The organism is Caulobacter henricii, assembly GCF_001414055.1.
In the GTDB taxonomy this organism is placed as follows: Bacteria; Pseudomonadota; Alphaproteobacteria; order Caulobacterales; family Caulobacteraceae; genus Caulobacter; species Caulobacter henricii.
Map to the genome: position 1 here is coordinate 1,290,011 of NZ_CP013002.1, position 16,099 is coordinate 1,306,109.

15 protein-coding genes are annotated in these 16,099 nt (G+C 65.5%); 12 read left to right on the forward strand and 3 right to left on the reverse strand.

Annotated elements, in window-relative coordinates:
- Positions 1-19 precede the first annotated feature (19 nt).
- From AQ619_RS06045 to AQ619_RS06090, 10 genes are all read left to right on the forward strand, one after another.
- Positions 20-2,398 (forward strand): glucan 1,4-alpha-glucosidase, encoded by a 2,379-nt coding sequence (locus AQ619_RS06045; protein WP_062145468.1) that lies wholly within the window; start codon positions 20-22, stop codon positions 2,396-2,398.
- A 107-nt stretch (positions 2,399-2,505) separates the two neighbouring features.
- Positions 2,506-4,836, forward strand: a complete 2,331-nt coding sequence (locus AQ619_RS06050; protein WP_062145470.1) for a methyl-accepting chemotaxis protein — start codon at positions 2,506-2,508, stop codon at positions 4,834-4,836.
- A gap of 316 nt (positions 4,837-5,152) precedes the next feature.
- Positions 5,153-5,608: a helix-turn-helix domain-containing protein gene (locus AQ619_RS06055; RefSeq protein WP_062145473.1), complete on the forward strand. Its 456-nt coding sequence runs from the start codon at positions 5,153-5,155 to the stop codon at positions 5,606-5,608.
- 145 nt (positions 5,609-5,753) lie between these two features.
- Positions 5,754-6,248 (forward strand): GAF domain-containing protein, encoded by a 495-nt coding sequence (locus AQ619_RS06060; RefSeq protein WP_062145475.1) that lies wholly within the window; start codon positions 5,754-5,756, stop codon positions 6,246-6,248.
- Between the two features lie 67 nt (positions 6,249-6,315).
- Positions 6,316-7,461 (forward strand): GNAT family N-acetyltransferase, encoded by a 1,146-nt coding sequence (locus tag AQ619_RS06065; protein ID WP_062145477.1) that lies wholly within the window; start codon positions 6,316-6,318, stop codon positions 7,459-7,461.
- A 17-nt stretch (positions 7,462-7,478) separates the two neighbouring features.
- Positions 7,479-8,381, forward strand: coding sequence for a glycosyltransferase family 2 protein (locus AQ619_RS06070; protein ID WP_166504151.1), 903 nt, complete (start codon positions 7,479-7,481; stop codon positions 8,379-8,381).
- Complete coding sequence (locus AQ619_RS06075; protein ID WP_062145481.1) at positions 8,378-9,301, forward strand: hypothetical protein; 924 nt, start codon at positions 8,378-8,380, stop codon at positions 9,299-9,301. The genes AQ619_RS06070 and AQ619_RS06075 overlap by 4 nt, the downstream gene beginning before the upstream one ends.
- 38 nt (positions 9,302-9,339) lie before the next feature.
- Entirely contained in the window at positions 9,340-9,864 is a 525-nt protein-coding gene (locus tag AQ619_RS06080; RefSeq protein ID WP_062145483.1) for a flavin reductase family protein, read from the forward strand.
- 76 nt (positions 9,865-9,940) lie between these two features.
- Positions 9,941-11,437, forward strand: a complete 1,497-nt coding sequence (locus tag AQ619_RS06085) for a CoA-acylating methylmalonate-semialdehyde dehydrogenase (RefSeq protein WP_062145485.1) — start codon at positions 9,941-9,943, stop codon at positions 11,435-11,437.
- 38 nt (positions 11,438-11,475) lie between these two features.
- Positions 11,476-12,450 carry a M15 family metallopeptidase gene (locus tag AQ619_RS06090; protein WP_084745787.1) on the forward strand — a complete coding sequence of 325 codons (975 nt, stop codon included), beginning with the start codon at positions 11,476-11,478 and terminating at the stop codon, positions 12,448-12,450.
- Between the two features lie 64 nt (positions 12,451-12,514).
- Here the strand turns inward: AQ619_RS06090 and AQ619_RS06095 are convergent, their stop codons facing one another.
- Positions 12,515-12,817 carry a DUF6506 family protein gene (locus tag AQ619_RS06095; RefSeq protein WP_062145487.1) on the reverse strand — a complete coding sequence of 101 codons (303 nt, stop codon included), beginning with the start codon at positions 12,815-12,817 and terminating at the stop codon, positions 12,515-12,517.
- 166 nt (positions 12,818-12,983) lie between these two features.
- Here AQ619_RS06095 and AQ619_RS06100 point away from each other — a divergent pair, with 166 nt between their 5' ends.
- A complete protein-coding gene (locus tag AQ619_RS06100; protein WP_062145489.1) occupies positions 12,984-13,880 on the forward strand; it encodes a LysR family transcriptional regulator in 897 nt (298 codons plus the stop codon).
- Positions 13,881-13,920: 40 nt separating this feature from the next.
- Here the strand turns inward: AQ619_RS06100 and AQ619_RS06105 are convergent, their stop codons facing one another.
- Both AQ619_RS06105 and AQ619_RS19335 read right to left on the reverse strand, forming a co-directional pair.
- A complete protein-coding gene (locus tag AQ619_RS06105; RefSeq protein ID WP_062145491.1) occupies positions 13,921-14,652 on the reverse strand; it encodes an endonuclease III domain-containing protein in 732 nt (243 codons plus the stop codon).
- 66 nt (positions 14,653-14,718) lie between these two features.
- Positions 14,719-15,267: an NUDIX hydrolase gene (locus AQ619_RS19335; RefSeq protein WP_378109292.1), complete on the reverse strand. Its 549-nt coding sequence runs from the start codon at positions 15,265-15,267 to the stop codon at positions 14,719-14,721.
- A 370-nt stretch (positions 15,268-15,637) separates the two neighbouring features.
- Between AQ619_RS19335 and AQ619_RS06115 the strand changes: the two genes are divergently transcribed.
- The gene (locus AQ619_RS06115) at positions 15,638-16,099 is read left to right on the forward strand and encodes a (2Fe-2S)-binding protein (RefSeq protein WP_062145493.1); all 462 of its coding nucleotides are present in this window, start codon (positions 15,638-15,640) and stop codon (positions 16,097-16,099) included.

The window sequence follows — 16,099 nt, forward strand, 5'->3', positions numbered from 1 at the left end:
GTTTCGTGAGATCCCCAGCATGCGTTCCGTAAAGATTCTCGCCCTCGCCACGACCGCGGTTTCGATGCTGGCGGGTGCCGCAGCGGCGCAGTCGGGCCCCGGCGCGCCGGGCGCGCCCTCGACCTGGGCCTATGCGGCCAAGACCGGGGTCGGTGCCTCCTACGAGGCCTATGTCAACGGGGCCTACAAGGACGGCGGCCCTACGGGAACGGTGTCCAAGGTCTGGTTCTCGATCGCCGACGGCGTCCTGACCGAGACCATGTACGGCCTGATCCATCAGGCCCAGATCAAGCAGCTGCGGTTTGCCGTCCAGACCTCGACGGGCCTCGCCATCGAGGGACCGGACACGGTCGCCAAGACCGAATACCTGCATGTGGACTCCGCCGGCCGTCCGCTGTCGCCGGCCTACAAGATCACCACCACTGACCGGCAGGGCCGCTTTGTCATCGAGAAGCGGATCTTCACTGACGGCGACCGCCAGAGCCTGTTCATGCGGGTCACGGTGCGGGCCCTGAAGGGGTCGGTCACGCCCTATCTGCTGCTTGAACCCCATATTGCCAATACCGGGGCCAGTGACGCCGGTGCGGCAACCAAGGCGGCCCTGACCGCCAATGAAGGTTCGACCTTCCTGACCCTTAAGGGCTCCAAGCCCTTCGCCGCCGCCAGTGCGGGCTTCATCGGGTCCTCGGATGGTCTGACCGACCTGAAGGCCGACGGAAAGCTGGACAAACTCTACGCCGACACCGGAGCCGCACGCGGGGCGATCCTTCTGACCGGCCAGCTACCCGCCACCGACAAGGCGATCACGGTCGACTATGCGATCGGCTTTGGACCGACGGCCGCCGCCAGCGCCGCCTCGGCGGAGGGCTCGCTGAAGACCGGCTATGACAAGGTCCTGGCCCGTTACAATGGCCAGGGCTCTGCGGTCGGCTGGGAGGACTATCTGGCCTCGCTGACCGAACTGCCGCGCCTGCGCGAAGCGGCGATGGACGGCGGCACGCTGGTCCAGGCCAGCGCCCTGATGCTGAAGGTGCAGGAGGACCGCACCTATGCCGGGGCCCTGATCGCCTCGCTGTCCAACCCCTGGGGGGACACGGTCGACGCCAGCAAGCCCTCGACCGGCTACAAGGCCGTCTGGCCACGCGACTTCTACCAGTGCGCCATGGCCCTGGCAGCGCTGGGCGATATCCAGACGCCCCTGGCGGCTTTCCACTACCTGCCCACGGTCCAGGTCGGTCCCAAGACCAAGGGCAATACTGGTGCGGGTGGCTGGTTCGCACAGAAGTCTGAAGTGGATGGCACACCCGAATGGGTCGGGGTCCAACTGGACCAGACCGCCATGCCGATCATGCTGGGCTGGAAACTGTGGAAGCAGGGCTGGCTGCCCGAGGCTGAGCTGAAGGCCTATTATGCCAGCATGATCAAGCCGGCGGCAGACTTCCTGGTCGATGGCGGCAAGGTCGGCCTCGGCTGGAACACCGCGACCATTATCCCTCCCTTCACCCAGCAGGAGCGCTGGGAGGAACAGGCCGGCCATTCTCCCTCGACCACGGCAGCCGTGATCGCTGGCCTGGTTGTGGCGGGCGACATCGCCGAAGCCTCCGGTGACGCAGCCTCGGCCGTGCGCTACCGCGCCACGGCCGACGCCTATTCGGCCAAGGTCGAGAGTCTGATGGTCACGCGCAAGGGCTCGCTCGGCGACGGCCACTATTTCCTGCGGCTCAACAGCGATCAGGATCCGGACAACAAGAGCCCGGTCGAGGTGCGCAATGGCCAGGAGGCCGTGGCGGAGGACAAGATGCTGGACGCCGGCTTCCTGGAGCTGGTGCGGTATGGCGTCCGGCAGGCGGACGATCCGGCCGTGCTGGCCAGCCTGCCCGAACTGGATGACGAGGCCCTGCAGGACCTCTACCGGGTGCGCTACAGCTTCAGCTTTCCCGGCGTGGAAGGCACTTTCCCGGGCTGGCGGCGCTATGGCGTCGACGGCTATGGCGAAGACACGGCCACGGGGGCCAATTACGGGGCCGGCGACCAAATGCGCCCGGGGCAGCGTGGCCGGGTCTGGCCGATCTTCACCGGCGAGCGCGGCCACTACGAGATCGCCCGCATAACCTTGCGCGGAAAGCCCGCGCCGGGGGCCCTCGAGCCCGTGCGCCAGACCTATGTGAAAGCGATGGAGCTATTCGCCAATGACGGCCTATTGATCCCCGAACAGGTTTGGGACGGCGTCGGGACCGCGCCGGCCCGTGGCTATGTGCGCGGTGAGGGGACGGACTCGGCCACACCCCTGGCCTGGTCGCATGCCGAATACATCAAGCTCCTGCGCTCGGTCGCCGACGGTGTGGTTTGGGACAGCTACCAGCCCGTAAAGGCGCGCTTTGCCCTACCCAGGCCCTGAGGCCCCGATTTGAGGGGCTCAAGGTGTCGCACCTCTCGCGGGTTAACGCCGGATTAGGATTCGTTAGCGATGACTAGTCGACGCCTCTTGCGTCCGGAGGTTCGAGTATGTCCGCGTTTCGCCGTCTGACGATCGCCTGGAAGCTCATCCTGGTCGCAGGCCTCGCTATCGGATTGCTGCTGATCGCAGCCGCTGTGGCGGTCACCTCCCATACCAGCAGCATCGTCTCGAACCTGACCAACCAGTACGCCGGCGCGGTGGCCGACGAGGCCATCGAGCAGGTCCGCAACGACATCAACTCCGCCGCCGCTGCGGCCGGGGCCATGCGCGGCTCGATCGCCTCGGCCCATGAGGCGGGACTGGTCGAGCGCGACAAGTTCACGGCACTCGTCAAGCCGAATGCCCTGGCCACCAAAAGCGTCATGGGGGCCTGGTTTATGGCCGAGCCGAACGCTCTGGATGGGCGGGACGCCGATTTCATCGGCAACCAGGCCATGGCGTCCAACAAGGACGGCCGCTTCTCGGTCTACTGGGTCAATCAGAACGGCGCGCCGGCTCTGGAACTTCAGGCGGACGGGTCGGACTTTGCTGAAGCCTACTACAAGGACACCGTCAGTTCCGGAAAGCCGAACCTCACTGAGCCCTATTTTGATACCGTGGCAGGCGCTGAGGTCGCCATGTCTTCGATCGCGCTTCCTGTCACATCGGGCGGCAAGCTGATCGGCGTCGCCGGTCTGGATATGTCGCTGGACAATCTCTCGGCGGCCCTTGGAGCCCTGAAGCCGCTCAAGGGTGGCCGGGTCATGCTGGTCTCGGCCGGCGGCCAGTGGGTGGCCCACCCCGATGCCGGCCTGCGCATGAAGGCCTATGGCGACGAAGGTGCAGAGGCCGTGCGCGGCGTCCTGGCCGGCGGCAAGGCGCTGGAAATCAAGGGGATCAAGGCCGGCGATGTGCCGATGATCCGTATTGTCCGCCCGATCGCCATGCCGGCCCTCAACACCACCTGGGCCCTGATCATGGATGTGCCCGTCGCCGCCATCACCGGACCGGCCGACACCCTGGCCCACATCCTGTTTATCGGCGGGGGTCTGATCACCGTCGCTGTCCTGGCCGCGCTGTTCTTCGCCAGCACGACCCTGGTTCGCGCACCCCTGGCCGGCCTGACCCGTTCGGTCGACAGCCTGAGCGCGGGCCGTTACGACCAGCCGGTGGCCGGTGTCGCCGGCGGGGACGAGATCGGTGCCATCGCGCGCGCTCTGGAAGGCTTCCGGCACGACCTGGCCGACGGTCAGCGGCGCCGCGCCGAGCAGGAATCCGAGCGGGCCGTGGCCGAGGCTGCGCGTCTGCGCCATGAAGCCGAAGCCCAGGCCTTTGCCCGCTCCCAGGCTACGGCCGTTTCGGCCCTCGGGGAGGGCATGGAAAGGCTGGCCGACGGGGATCTGATCTGGCGGATGCGCGAGGACAGCTTCGCCGCTGATGCCCGCAAGATGCCGAATGACTTCAATGCAGCCGTGGAAAGTCTGCAGGCTACCATGGCCGGCATCCTCAACGCGGCTCGCAGCATCCGCGCTGGTTGCGCCGAGATCAGCAAGGCCTCGGATGATTTGGCCCAGCGGACCGAACGCGGTGCGGCAGGCTTGGAGCAGACCGCCGCCGCGCTCGACCAGATCACCTCCACCGTCAAGCGCAGCTCCGAAGGGGCTGAGCGGGCCCGCCAGGTGACCCAGAGCGCCAAGGCCAATGCCGAACGCAGTGGCGCGGTGGTCAAGGAAGCCGTCCAGGCCATGGGCGGCATCGAGAAGTCCTCGCGCGAAATTACCAATATCATCGGCGTGATCGACGAGATCGCCTTCCAGACCAATCTGCTGGCCCTGAATGCCGGGGTCGAAGCGGCGCGGGCCGGCGAAGCCGGTCGCGGCTTCGCGGTCGTCGCTCAGGAAGTGCGGGCCCTGGCCCAGCGCTCCGCTGACGCCGCCAAGGAGATCAAGTCCCTGATCGGCGCTTCGACCGAGCAGGTGGGCAAGGGTGTGCGTCTGGTCGGCGAGACCGGTGAGACCCTTGAACAGATCCTGGTTCAGGTCGCGGAGATCAACGATCTGGTCGGCGAGATTGCTGCCTCGTCCAAGGAACAGGCCGTGGGCCTGGCCGAGGTCAATCAGGCGGTCAATCAGATGGACCAGGTTACCCAGCAGAATGCGGCCATGGTCGAGCAATCGACGGCCGCCAGCCATGCCCTGGCCAGCGAGGCTGCCGAGCTGGAGCGGCTTGTCGGCCGCTTCAAGGTGGGGGCCGAGGTTCGTGAAATGCGGTCCCCGGTTGCGGCCCCGCGCCCGACTGCCGCCCCGTCCCGCGAAAGCTTCCGCCAGCGCTATGTACAGGGGGGCAACGCCCTGAAGGTCGAACCGTCAACGCGGCCGGGCGAATGGGAAGAGTTCTAGGGTCCTTTCCGCCCTGATGGCCTCATGAGGGCAGGCGGCGCTGGAGGCTGAACGCGGGCTGACGGAAACTATTTCAGGCCAGTGATTTCACCTCGCCTCGATGGATAGCGGTCGCCCGGGGCAAGATGGTCACCCCGTCGTGGGTCATCACGACGAGCCGCTTCAGGCCTGCAACCGCCTCCCTTGTTTCTGGAAGAGACCCTTGTCAGGGATGTGGCGGGCAACTGGCGGGCCGGTGGCGCAAGCCTGGCGTGGCGCTGGGGTCGTCCTTGGGGTTTCCCTCAGACCTCTGATAGCCAGGGCGTGGGAGCCAAGAATGTTCTTCAAGACGGATACGGCAAAGATCAAGCGCTGGCGTGAGGAGCGTCACTGGTCCCAGGAGCACCTCGCCCAATTGGCCGGCGTAGGCCTGCGGACGCTGCAGCGGATCGAGAACGGACAGAAGGCCTCGGACGAAACGCTCAAGGCGCTGGCGAACGCCTTCAACGTCGATGTTGTCGCCCTGTGCGTTGATCCAGAGATCGAGGCTGCGCAGATCGTCCAGAGCCGTCAGAAGAAGGTTGTCCGGGACCTGCGTCTGTCCTTCTGGATTCACGGAGCCTGCTACGTCGTCGTTGCCGCCGTCTTCATCACCATCAGCGTTGGGCTCGGTGCCTTCGTCATGAAGTGGCCCCTGATGTGGGTGACCGTCGCTCTGCTAGGCCACGGCGCGGTGCTCGCCATCGTCGAATTGGTCGTGCGCTATGACGGACAGCGCGACCATGGATCGTGAGCGCTGGGTGAGGCCTGTCGCCCTAGTCGAGACAGTCTTCCCCCACCGGCCTGGCGGCTGCCTCCCCTTCAGGGGGAGGACCTGGGAGCGAGCCCGTGTCCGCCACGCCCCTCGCAATCGCCCGCGAAGGCGCTATATCCCCGCCATGGCTGAAGCTTTCAACGACAAGACCCTCGCTGCCGACAAGGCTGTTCGTTACGCCGAACTGGCAGACGAGATTGCCTCGGTGCTCGACGGCGAACCCAATGTCACCGCCCGCATGGCGACGGTGACCTCGATGCTGGCCAACAGCTTCGATCACTATTTCTGGACCGGCTTCTATGTGGTCGATCCGACCCGCGAGCGGGAGCTGGTCGTCGGCCCCTATCAGGGGACACTGGGCTGCCTGCGGATCGCTTTCGGCCGCGGCGTCTGCGGCGCGGCGGCCCAGAGCGGACAGACCCAGCTGGTCGCCGATGTCCATGCCTTCCCGGGCCATATCGCCTGCGATAGCCGGTCCCAGAGCGAGATCGTCCTGCCGGTCTTTGACCGGGCCGGGCAATTGATCGCCGTTCTGGATGTCGACTCCGACAGGCCCGCAGCCTTTGATGCTGTTGATCAACAGGGCCTGGAGCGGATCCTCAAGTCCACCTTCGGGTAAACTGGCGCAACGGTTGCAGCCTGTTCTCCATCATTCCCTAACCGCTTCGGTTTAGGACAGGTGGAACATGCTCAACGTCCTGAACCTGCATCCCAGCCATTTGACGCCCGCGGACACCGTCTTGTGGCGCAGTATGGCTGCCGCCGAACCGGCCTTCGCCAACCCACTGCTCGGGCCGGATTTCGCCCAGGCCGTCGGTCGCGTGCGGGAAGACGCGCGGGTCGCGGTCATCCGCCAGGGTGAGGCCACGGTCGGCTTTCTGGCGTATCATCGCCGCCCGGGCCGGATGGCGCGCGCGATCGGGTCGCCGCTGTCGGACTATCACGGCATCATCACCCATCGCACCCCGGGATTTACCGCGGAAGACGTCCTGCGTGCCGCCGATCTGGGCGTGTTCCGGTTCACCGGCCTGGTCGATCCCTACGGCCTGTTCGGCGGGCTTGGCGAATCCCAGGCGGCGTTCGTGATCGCGCCTGAAGGCCCTGTTGACGACTATCTGGAGGCCGTGCGGTCGGCCAGCCCGAAGAAGATCAAGAATTATCGCCGACTGGACCACAAGCTTGAGCGCGAGAAGGGCGAGGTTCGTCTGGTTGCGCCCGACCGGTCGCGGGACTCCTTTGACCAGCTGATTACCTGGAAGCGGGAACAGCTGCAGCGCACGGGCCTGCATGATTTCCTCCGCCCGGCCTGGACCAGCGGCCTGCTCAGCGACCTGTTTGAGCGTCAGGACGGCGACTTCCAGGGCCTGATGATCGGGCTCTATGCCGGTGACGATCTGGTCGCGGGGCATTTCGGGGTGCGGCTGGGGGGCGTCTACCATCCCTGGATCGCCTCGACCCATCCGGACTATGGGGCCTGGTCGCCGGGGCAGCTGTTCTTCCTGAGAGCGATCGCGGCCATGCCGGCCCTCGGCCTAACCCATTATGATCTTGCTCCGGGCCATGACCACTACAAGCGGGCCTATGCCCTGACCCAGACGGTGGCCCTCAATGGTTCCGTCACCGCACCCGGCATGGGGGGGCTGGTGGCCAGTTCCGTCGAAGGGGCCTGGACCCTGGCCGGTGGGCGCGGATCAGGCGTGGTCGCCCGGCTGCGTCGCCGGGTGGACACTATTGCCAGTGTCGAACTGACCGTCGCCGGCCGCATGCGGGGCCTGGTCGATGCGGTCGCCGGACAATCGCGCCGTCGCGTCGGCGCGTCCGAGGGCGGCTGACCGTGCAGGTGACGGTGATGATCCCGACCCAGAGACGGCTCGGCGGTCTTGCCGTGGCCGTGCGCTCGGTTCTGGCCCAGCAGGCGGTGGATTTCGCTGCGCTGGAGATCATCGTCGTCGACAACGACCAGGCCCCTTCGGCTCAGGCCACGATCGAGGCCTTGGCCGAAGGCGCGGCCTGTCCGCTGCACTATGTGCACGAGCCCCGCGCCGGGGTGGCCAATGCCCGCAATGCCGGCATGGCCAGGGCGACGGGCGACTTCATTGCCTTTCTGGATGATGACGAAGAGGCCCCGGAGGGCTGGCTGGCCGCCTTGCTGACGGCACAAGTCCGTTACAGCGCCGATGTGGTGTTCGGACCGGTTAGAGCCCGGGCCCCTGACAGTGTGGCCGCCCATCGCGACTATCTGGAACGGTTCTTCTCGCGGCTTGGCCCGGTCGAGGCGGGCGTCATCGATCACTATTACGGCTGCGGTGACAGTCTGCTGCGCCGCTCGGCCCTGCCGGATCCGGTGTCGCCCTTTGCCGCCGAGCGCAATCAGATCGGCGGCGAGGATGACATGTTGTTTGGCCAGATGCAGGCCGCCGGCGCGGTCTTCGCCTGGGAACCCGCCGCCTGGGTCTGGGAAGATCCGGTGCCGGACCGCCTGACCCTGGACTACACGATCGCCCGCGCCTTTGCCTATGGCCAGGGCCCCTCGGCCCACTGCGCCGCCGCCAGCCCGCCTGACAGGGTCGGCGTGGCCCGCTGGATGGCCATTGGCCTGGCCCAGGCCGCTGTGTTCGGGGCTGTGGCCGGGCTGAAGTGGCTTACCCGCGCCCGCGACCGCGCCGATTGGCTGGACAAGGCCGCGCGTGGCCTCGGCAAGACCCTGTGGTGGGGCCCCTTCAAGATCCAATTCTATGGACGGACGGCATGACGATCATCCGCGACTGGACGCCGGACAAGGCCGGGGTCTTCGGCCAGGAGAACCTGGTCTTCGACCATGGCCTGCATGAGCGTCCCATGTTCGACGACGAGGGCCTGGCGCGACTGCTGGACCAGTATCCCCGCGAGCAACTGGGGGTTTTCACCATGGGTGAGGATCCCAAGGCCTGGACGACCTGGCGCAAGGGATCGGCCGGCAATCTGACCGGCGAGCAGTTGCTGGAAGCGGCACAGACTGGCCGCATCTGGCTGAACCTGCGCCACACCAATGACTACCTGCCGGAATACGCGGCCCTGGGCGACGAGATCTTCGCCGAAAAGCAAGCCAAGGTTCCCGGCCTGCGAACCTTCAAGCGTGACCTCGGCATGCTGATCAGCTCGGCCAATGCCCAGGTGTTCTACCATCTGGACGTGCCGCTGGTGTCGCTGTGGCAGCTGCGCGGGCAGAAGAAGGTCTGGGTCTATCCTGTCGCAGACCCCTATGTCGGCGAGCTGGATCTCGAGAAGATCGTGCTGAAGGAAACTGCCGAGCAGTTCGCCTTTGATCCTGATTGGGACAAGGGGGCTACGGCCTATGACCTGACGCCGGGCAAGATGGTCACCTGGCGGCAGAACGCACCGCACCGCATCGAGAACGGACCGATGCTGAACGTGTCCCTGTCGATCGAATTCATGACGCCGGCCGCCCTGATGCGGGCCAATGTCATCTATGCCAATGGCGTTCTGCGCCGCCGCATCGGGGCCAGGCCGCGGATTCAGAACGGCTTTGGTCCTGCGGCGCTCACCAAGCTGGCTGTCGCCCGGGGTGCCAAGGCCCTGAAGCTGCAGACACCGCATGTGCGTCATCTGCCGGTCACTTTTGGCCTGGATGCCGGACAGCCCGGCGTTCTCGTCGAGGGAATGTCCGCCTAGCGCTTGCTCCCGCCGACGCTTCATCGCAGAACACGTCGATGAGTCAGGCAGTCACGATTGAACTGGGCGAGGGGGCGGAACACGATGCCCGCGCCCTGCGGAATGCCTTCGGGTGCTTCACCACCGGCGTGACGGTGGTCACGACCGTGGAGGCCGATGGCCGCCGGATTGGGCTGACGGCCAATTCCTTCACCTCGGTTTCGCTGGATCCGCCCCTGGCGCTGATCTGTGTCGACCTGAAATCCAGCAGCCTCGCGGCCCTGGACCAGGCGGGGGTCTTTGCCGTCAATGTTCTGCCAGCCGAGCAGCAGGACGTCGCCAACCAGTTCGTGCGCAAGGGAGTCGACCGGTTCGCAGGGCTGGAGACCGAGGTCTGGCGTACCGGGGCCCCGATCCTGCCGGATTGCATGGCCAATTTCGAATGCGAGACCCATCACGTCTTCGATGCCGGCGATCACCGCGTCTATGTCGGACGGGTCGTGAAGCTGCGCTATGATCCCGATCACGAACCGCTGGTCTATCTGCAGGGCCGGTTCCGGCGGGTTCACGTCGACGCGGAATAGTCTGGCAGGATTTCGCGCGATACGGCGTGATCTCGGGATGCTATCGACGCGCAAAATAAGATCCAGGGAGCGCTTCATGCGAGACATCGCCCATTTCGTGAACGGTCAGACCTTCGTGGGTGCCTCCGGGCGCTTCGGCGATGTGTTCAATCCCAATACCGGTGAAGTTCAGGCGCGGGTGCAGCTGGCGACCGATGCCGAGCTCGATGCTGCGGTTCAGGCCGCTGCCCGGGCCCAGATCGGCTGGGCCATGACCAATCCCCAGCGTCGCGCGCGGGTCATGTTCGAGTTCAAGCGCCTGATCGAGCGCGACATGAACAGCCTGGCTGAGATCCTCTCCTCCGAGCACGGCAAGGTCATTGCCGACTCCAAGGGCGATATCCAGCGTGGCCTGGAAGTGATCGAGTTCGCCTGCGGCATCCCCCACATCCTGAAGGGCGAATATACCGAAGGGGCCGGACCGGGCATCGACGTCTATTCGATGCGCCAGCCCTTGGGCGTTTGCGCGGGTATCACCCCGTTCAACTTCCCGGCCATGATCCCGATGTGGATGTTCGGCATCAGCATCGCCGTGGGCAACACGTTCATCCTCAAGCCGTCGGAGAAGGATCCGACCGTGCCGGTCAAGCTGGCCGAGCTGATGATGGAAGCCGGCGCGCCCGAGGGCGTGCTGAACGTGGTGCATGGCGACAAGAGCGTGGTCGACGCCATCCTGACCCATCCGCTTATCCGTGCCGTCAGCTTTGTCGGCTCGTCCGATATCGCCCACTATGTCTATCAGACCGGCACGGCCCACGGTAAACGCGTCCAGGCCATGGGCGGCGCCAAGAACCACGGCATCGTCCTGCCCGACGCCGACCTCGACCAGGTGGTCAAGGACCTCTCAGGGGCCGCCTTCGGCTCGGCCGGCGAGCGCTGCATGGCCCTGCCGGTTGTCGTGCCGGTGGGCAAGGCGACGGCTGACGAACTGCGCGAGCGCATGGTCGCCGAAATCCAGACCCTGCAGGTCGGCGTCTCCAGTGACCCGGCGGCCCATTATGGCCCCGTGGTCTCCAGCCAGCATCGCGCCAAGATTGCCGACTACATCCAGATCGGCGTCGACGAGGGCGCGGAACTGGTGGTCGATGGTCGGGACTTCTCGCTGCAGGGCTTCGAGAAGGGCTTCTTCATTGGTCCGTCGCTGTTTGATGGCGTCAAGAAGGGCATGAAGACCTACCAGGAAGAGATCTTTGGTCCCGTTCTGCAGATCGTCCGGGCCGAGAGCTTCGAGGAGGCGCTGGGCCTGCCGTCCGAGCACCAGTACGGCAACGGCGTCGCCATCTTTACCCGCAACGGCCGCGCGGCCCGCGAATTTGCCAGCCGGGTCAATGTCGGCATGGTGGGCATCAATGTGCCGATCCCGGTGCCGGTGGCCTATCACACCTTCGGTGGCTGGAAGCGTTCGGCCTTCGGCGACACCAACCAGCACGGTGTCGAGGGCGTGAAGTTCTATACCAAGGTCAAGACCATCACGGCCCGCTGGCCCGAAGGCGAGGTCGAGGATTCGACCTTCGTCATCCCGACGATGAAATAGGCCAAGGCCAGTCAGGGCTCAGGGCAGGGAGACAAGACATGCTGTTCAGGCCCTCAGCCCTTCTCGCTGCCCTTGCCCTGGCCCTGGCGGTTTCGACCGCCGGGGTCACCGCTCCGCGGGCACCCGACCTGAAGCCGGTGGGCCAGTATGGCGACGTCTCTGCGCCGGTGACCCTGTTCGAGCGGGATGGGGCACTGTTCCTTGACCGGGCCGGACGCGTCGCTGCCCGTCTCGATCCGGTTGCGCCGGGGCGGTTCAGGGTCGAGGGCGGCGGCGAACTGGTCGTCCGCAAGCGGGCCTTGCAGCTCGACGGTGCTTTTCTGCCCCGCCGGGACTTCGGGGCCCAGGTCGAGGCCGGCATCCGCCGGGGCGTTCGCGCCGATCCGGTGACCCTGCGGACCCGCGCCTTGGCCGCGACACCGCCCGTTGAGACCGCCGACCATCGCCCCGCCGACCTTGTGGACCTGGCCGGCCTCGATCCGACCATCCGTTTTGATATCCGCTATGCCGGCCGCAACAATTTCATGGGCCTGAAGCTCTATGAGCGTCCGGCGGCCTATCTGCAGCGTCCGGCCGCCGAGGCCTTGGGACGGGTGCACAGGGCCTTGGCGACCAAGGGCTATGGCCTGCTGATCCATGACGCCTACCGTCCCTGGTTCGTCACCTGGATGTTCTGGGAGGCCACGCCGGCCGAGAGCCACAGCTTCGTGGCCGATCCCGCCAAGGGCTCACGTCACAACCGCGGCTGCGCGGTGGACCTGACCCTTTATGATCTGAAGACCGGCAAGGTCGTCGAGATGCCGGGACGGTATGACGAGATGTCGGCGCGCTCCTATGCCGATTTCGTGGGCGGCACGACAGCCCAGCGGGCCCGTCGGCAGATCCTGCGCGAGGCCATGGCCGCCGAAGGCTTTGAGGTCCTGCCCGAGGAATGGTGGCACTTCGACTACAAGGACTGGCGGAGCTACGGCATCGGCACGAGGACGTTCACGGCGCTGGCATCGGGGCGCTGAGGTTTTCTGCCGTCCGCCGCAGGCAGGGCGTCCGAATCTCCTCCATCCGCTCCGTCTGCCACCTCTAGTCCTTGAAGAGTGCATGCATGGCGTCGATGGACTCTGGGCCATAGGCAACGGAGCCAACGGGGATCTTGCCGTCGATGGCTTCAATCACCTTCGCGGTCCAGATCGGCCCAAAGCCACCACACAGTTCAAGGAGTTGAATGCCCTCGGCAACCAGTCGCTTTGCGGCTACCGGACCCTGGGACGCCTTTTCGACGCCAATGGTGATCATCTCAAATGCGCCGGACCGCATGACCAACCGATGCTGAGCAGGCTCCAGACCCGCGCCGGTGACGATGAAGCCGAATTTTGTGAGGGCCATGTGTGCTCGTCCTGCTTTCGGAATAGGCGCAGCGAGCGTTTCTGCGACGCCAGCCTGCCGGAATGCCAAATCCAGAAATGGCGTTTGGCATGTCGACGAGTTTGCCAAGTCGGATCAGACCTGAAAAATGCTAATTTGGACAATGTTCAGTCCCAAAAGGCATAAAATGTTGGACCTGAAGCAGTTGAGCTATTTCGTGATCGTGGCGGAGCTGGAGAGCATCAGCCGTGCCTCGGTGGCGTTGAACATCACTCAGTCCCCGCTTAGCCGGCAGATCCAGGATCTGGAGGATCGGCTGCAGCTGAAGTTGTTCGACCGGGTGAAGCAGCGCGTGCGGCTTACAAGCGACGGGCGCAAATTCCTCGTCCAGGCGAAGGCGCTTCTGGAGGCGAGCAATCGATGTGAAGCCGCAGCTGCAGCGCTAGCGGTCGGCCAGGTGGGGCCGCTCAGGGTCGGGTACGTGGACGCTGCCGTCCATGCCGGCCTGGTCACCAGACTCCTCCACGATCTGAGCGTCAGTTCGCCTGCCCTGCGGGTTGAGCTCAGGTCCCTACGTTCAGCAGCGCAGTTGGAGATGTTAGACGACGGACGGATCGATCTTGCGCTGACCCACTCGGTGCCAGCAAGGGCTCCTGAGTTGCTGACCACATACAGGTTGATCGAGGAGCCATTTGTCCTTGCTGTTCCCAGCTGCTGGCGTCAGTCGATCAGGGGACCTGCTGCAGTTGACCTAGCTGACATGCCTTTCATTGCGCCCCCTTTGGACGAGAGGAACACATGGCGAATGAATGTACTCGACGCCTGTCGCGCCGCCGGGTTCGAACCCGACATTCGGATCGAAGCCTCCAATTTGGCGACTGTACTGGAGCTCGTACGAGGCGGAGTAGGAGCGGCTATCGTCCAGGAGTCCGTTTCCCTTTCGGGGCGGGAAGGCATTCGCTTCTACCCCTTGCCCCCACCGTTCAGGCTTAGACTGGAGATCTACGCCAGCCTGAGAAAGACCGATGAGCGTTCTCAGGCCCTCCGCAGTTGGGTTCAGTCTGCCCGCCTCCGATCTCATTGAGAGGCAGGCGCTTACAAGCCGAACAGGTCGAAGCCTGTTGCTAGGCCGTTGTGCGAGGCCGCCAAACCAGCACATCCGCTGAATGCCCCACCCCAACCTTGGCGCATATCGTCTTCACGGAACATGACCCGCACTTCGGCCGCTCATCCGGACAGAGCATCTGGCCCAGGCCGCGCTTCAACAGCCAGTGCACCTCGAACAGATCGTCGGCGGTCCAGGTTCCGGGGGCCATCCGCATCAGTGCCTGATAGGTCTCCGTGGCGTCGCCGGGCCCGACCAGCCCGATCCTTTTCGCCACCCGGTGGACATGGGCGTCGACCACGAGCGCGCGCATGGCCAGGGTGCTGAAATTGAGCACGCTGGCGGCAACCTTGATCCCGACCCCCGGCAGGCTCTGCAGCTCCCAACGCGCCTCGTCGACGGTGCGGCCGGAAAGATGGTTGAGCGACAGCCAGCCGACCTTTTGCTGGATCAGCCTCAGGGCGTGGGGCAGGTGACGTGCCTTGTCTTCGGCATGATTGACCTCGCCGAGGGCGTCGAGCACCTCACCCTCTGAGGCCTGGGCCAGGTCCTCCCAGCAGGTGAAGCTACCGCGCAACCGAAGGAAGGCGGCCCAGGAGGTCGCGTCAGGGGTTGCACCGCTGATCGAGGCCTTCACCAGTTGCGAGATCGGATCCATCCGGGCCACGGGCCGCTGGGGACCAAATTCGCAGAGCAGAGCGTCGCGGACGGATTCGAGGGGCGATCGGGACAGGCCTAGGGAGAGCTGCATGGAACCTCGCGCCGGAACATAATGAGAACATTATGCGTGGCGCGCCCGGTTGTCCACCCCAGAAGCCTAGCGCCGGGCGCGACCCCAAAGGGCGGTCACCCGGCGGCGCAGGCGGTTCCAGGCCACCTTGACCGGGGTCGGGGCGCGGGCCGGCGCAGGACGCTCCTCGGTCGGCAGTTCGACGCCGGCAAAGCCGACGATCAGGTCCCGCAGTTCGGGTTCCTGCACGCCAAGCGCGGCCTCGACCGGCGACATCCATTGCAGGGTGCGCTGGCCCTTCTCGGGCCAGGTGGCATGCTCGCCTGTCACCTCGAGCGCATAGACATCGACCTTGACCTTGCGGGCCGCGCCGCTCTTCAGGCGCTTGAGATATTCGTACTCACCAAGCGGCTGCTCAGCGATTACGCCATCCAGCCCGGCTTCCTCAAAGGCTTCCTGGGCCGCGGCGGCCGGATCACTGCGCTCCTTCATCGGCCAGCCCTTGGGGATCACCCAGCGCTTGGTTTCGCGCGAAGAGACCAGCAGGATCTGCAGGTCCGCACCCGAGCCGCGCCAGGGCAGAGCTGCGACCTGACGGCGCTTTTTCTCAGCTTGCTTGACCGGCTTATCCGTCACGTTTCCCAGCGTCCAAGGCTCGCATTCCAACAGGCGGCACGCGTGCACGCCTATAGCGCGCGTACCGGGGTGAGTCGTCGAGGCCGCATCCTGAAACAGCGCCAGAAAAGCGCTGTCAGCGGTCGCCTGCTGCCAGGTCGGGCTATCGGAGACATAGGCCGGAACAGGCCAGCCTGTGAAACCCCGATCCAGGGCCGGGGCAGGCCTCAAAGAATCATAATCCGTGATCGGATTATTGCCCGGTTTGTGGCACGGCAATGGCGTCGGAAGTCTTTTTGCAGCTGTTGGCGTCTTGTGGGCAACAGGGCTCTCGTCCTTCGCCGGCGACTGAGGCATGGTCTAGCCACAAGGAAACGATCGGGAGCCGGGCATGGCGTTCAAACTGACGATCAATGGGGAAACCCGTGAGGTCGAGGTCGAAGGCGATACGCCGCTCCTGTGGGTCCTGCGCGACAGCCTGGGTCTGGTCGGAACCAAGTTCGGCTGCGGCGCTGCCCAGTGCGGAGCCTGCACCGTGCATCTCGACGGCACGCCGGTCCGGGCCTGCATGACGCCTGTCCGCCGGGTGGGCGACAAGGCGGTCGTGACGATCGAAGGGGTCGGCAAGGACCCGGTCGGGGCGCGGGTTCAGGAGGCCTGGAAGGCCATCGATGTTCCGCAGTGCGGCTACTGCCAGGCAGGCCAGATCATGTCGGCGACGGCCCTGCTGACGGCCAACCCCAAGCCCGACGATGCGGCCATCGACGCGGCGATGAATGGCAATCTCTGCCGCTGCGCCACCTATATCCGTATCAAGGCCGCCATCCGGGCCGCCTCCGGCCAGGGAGTTTGA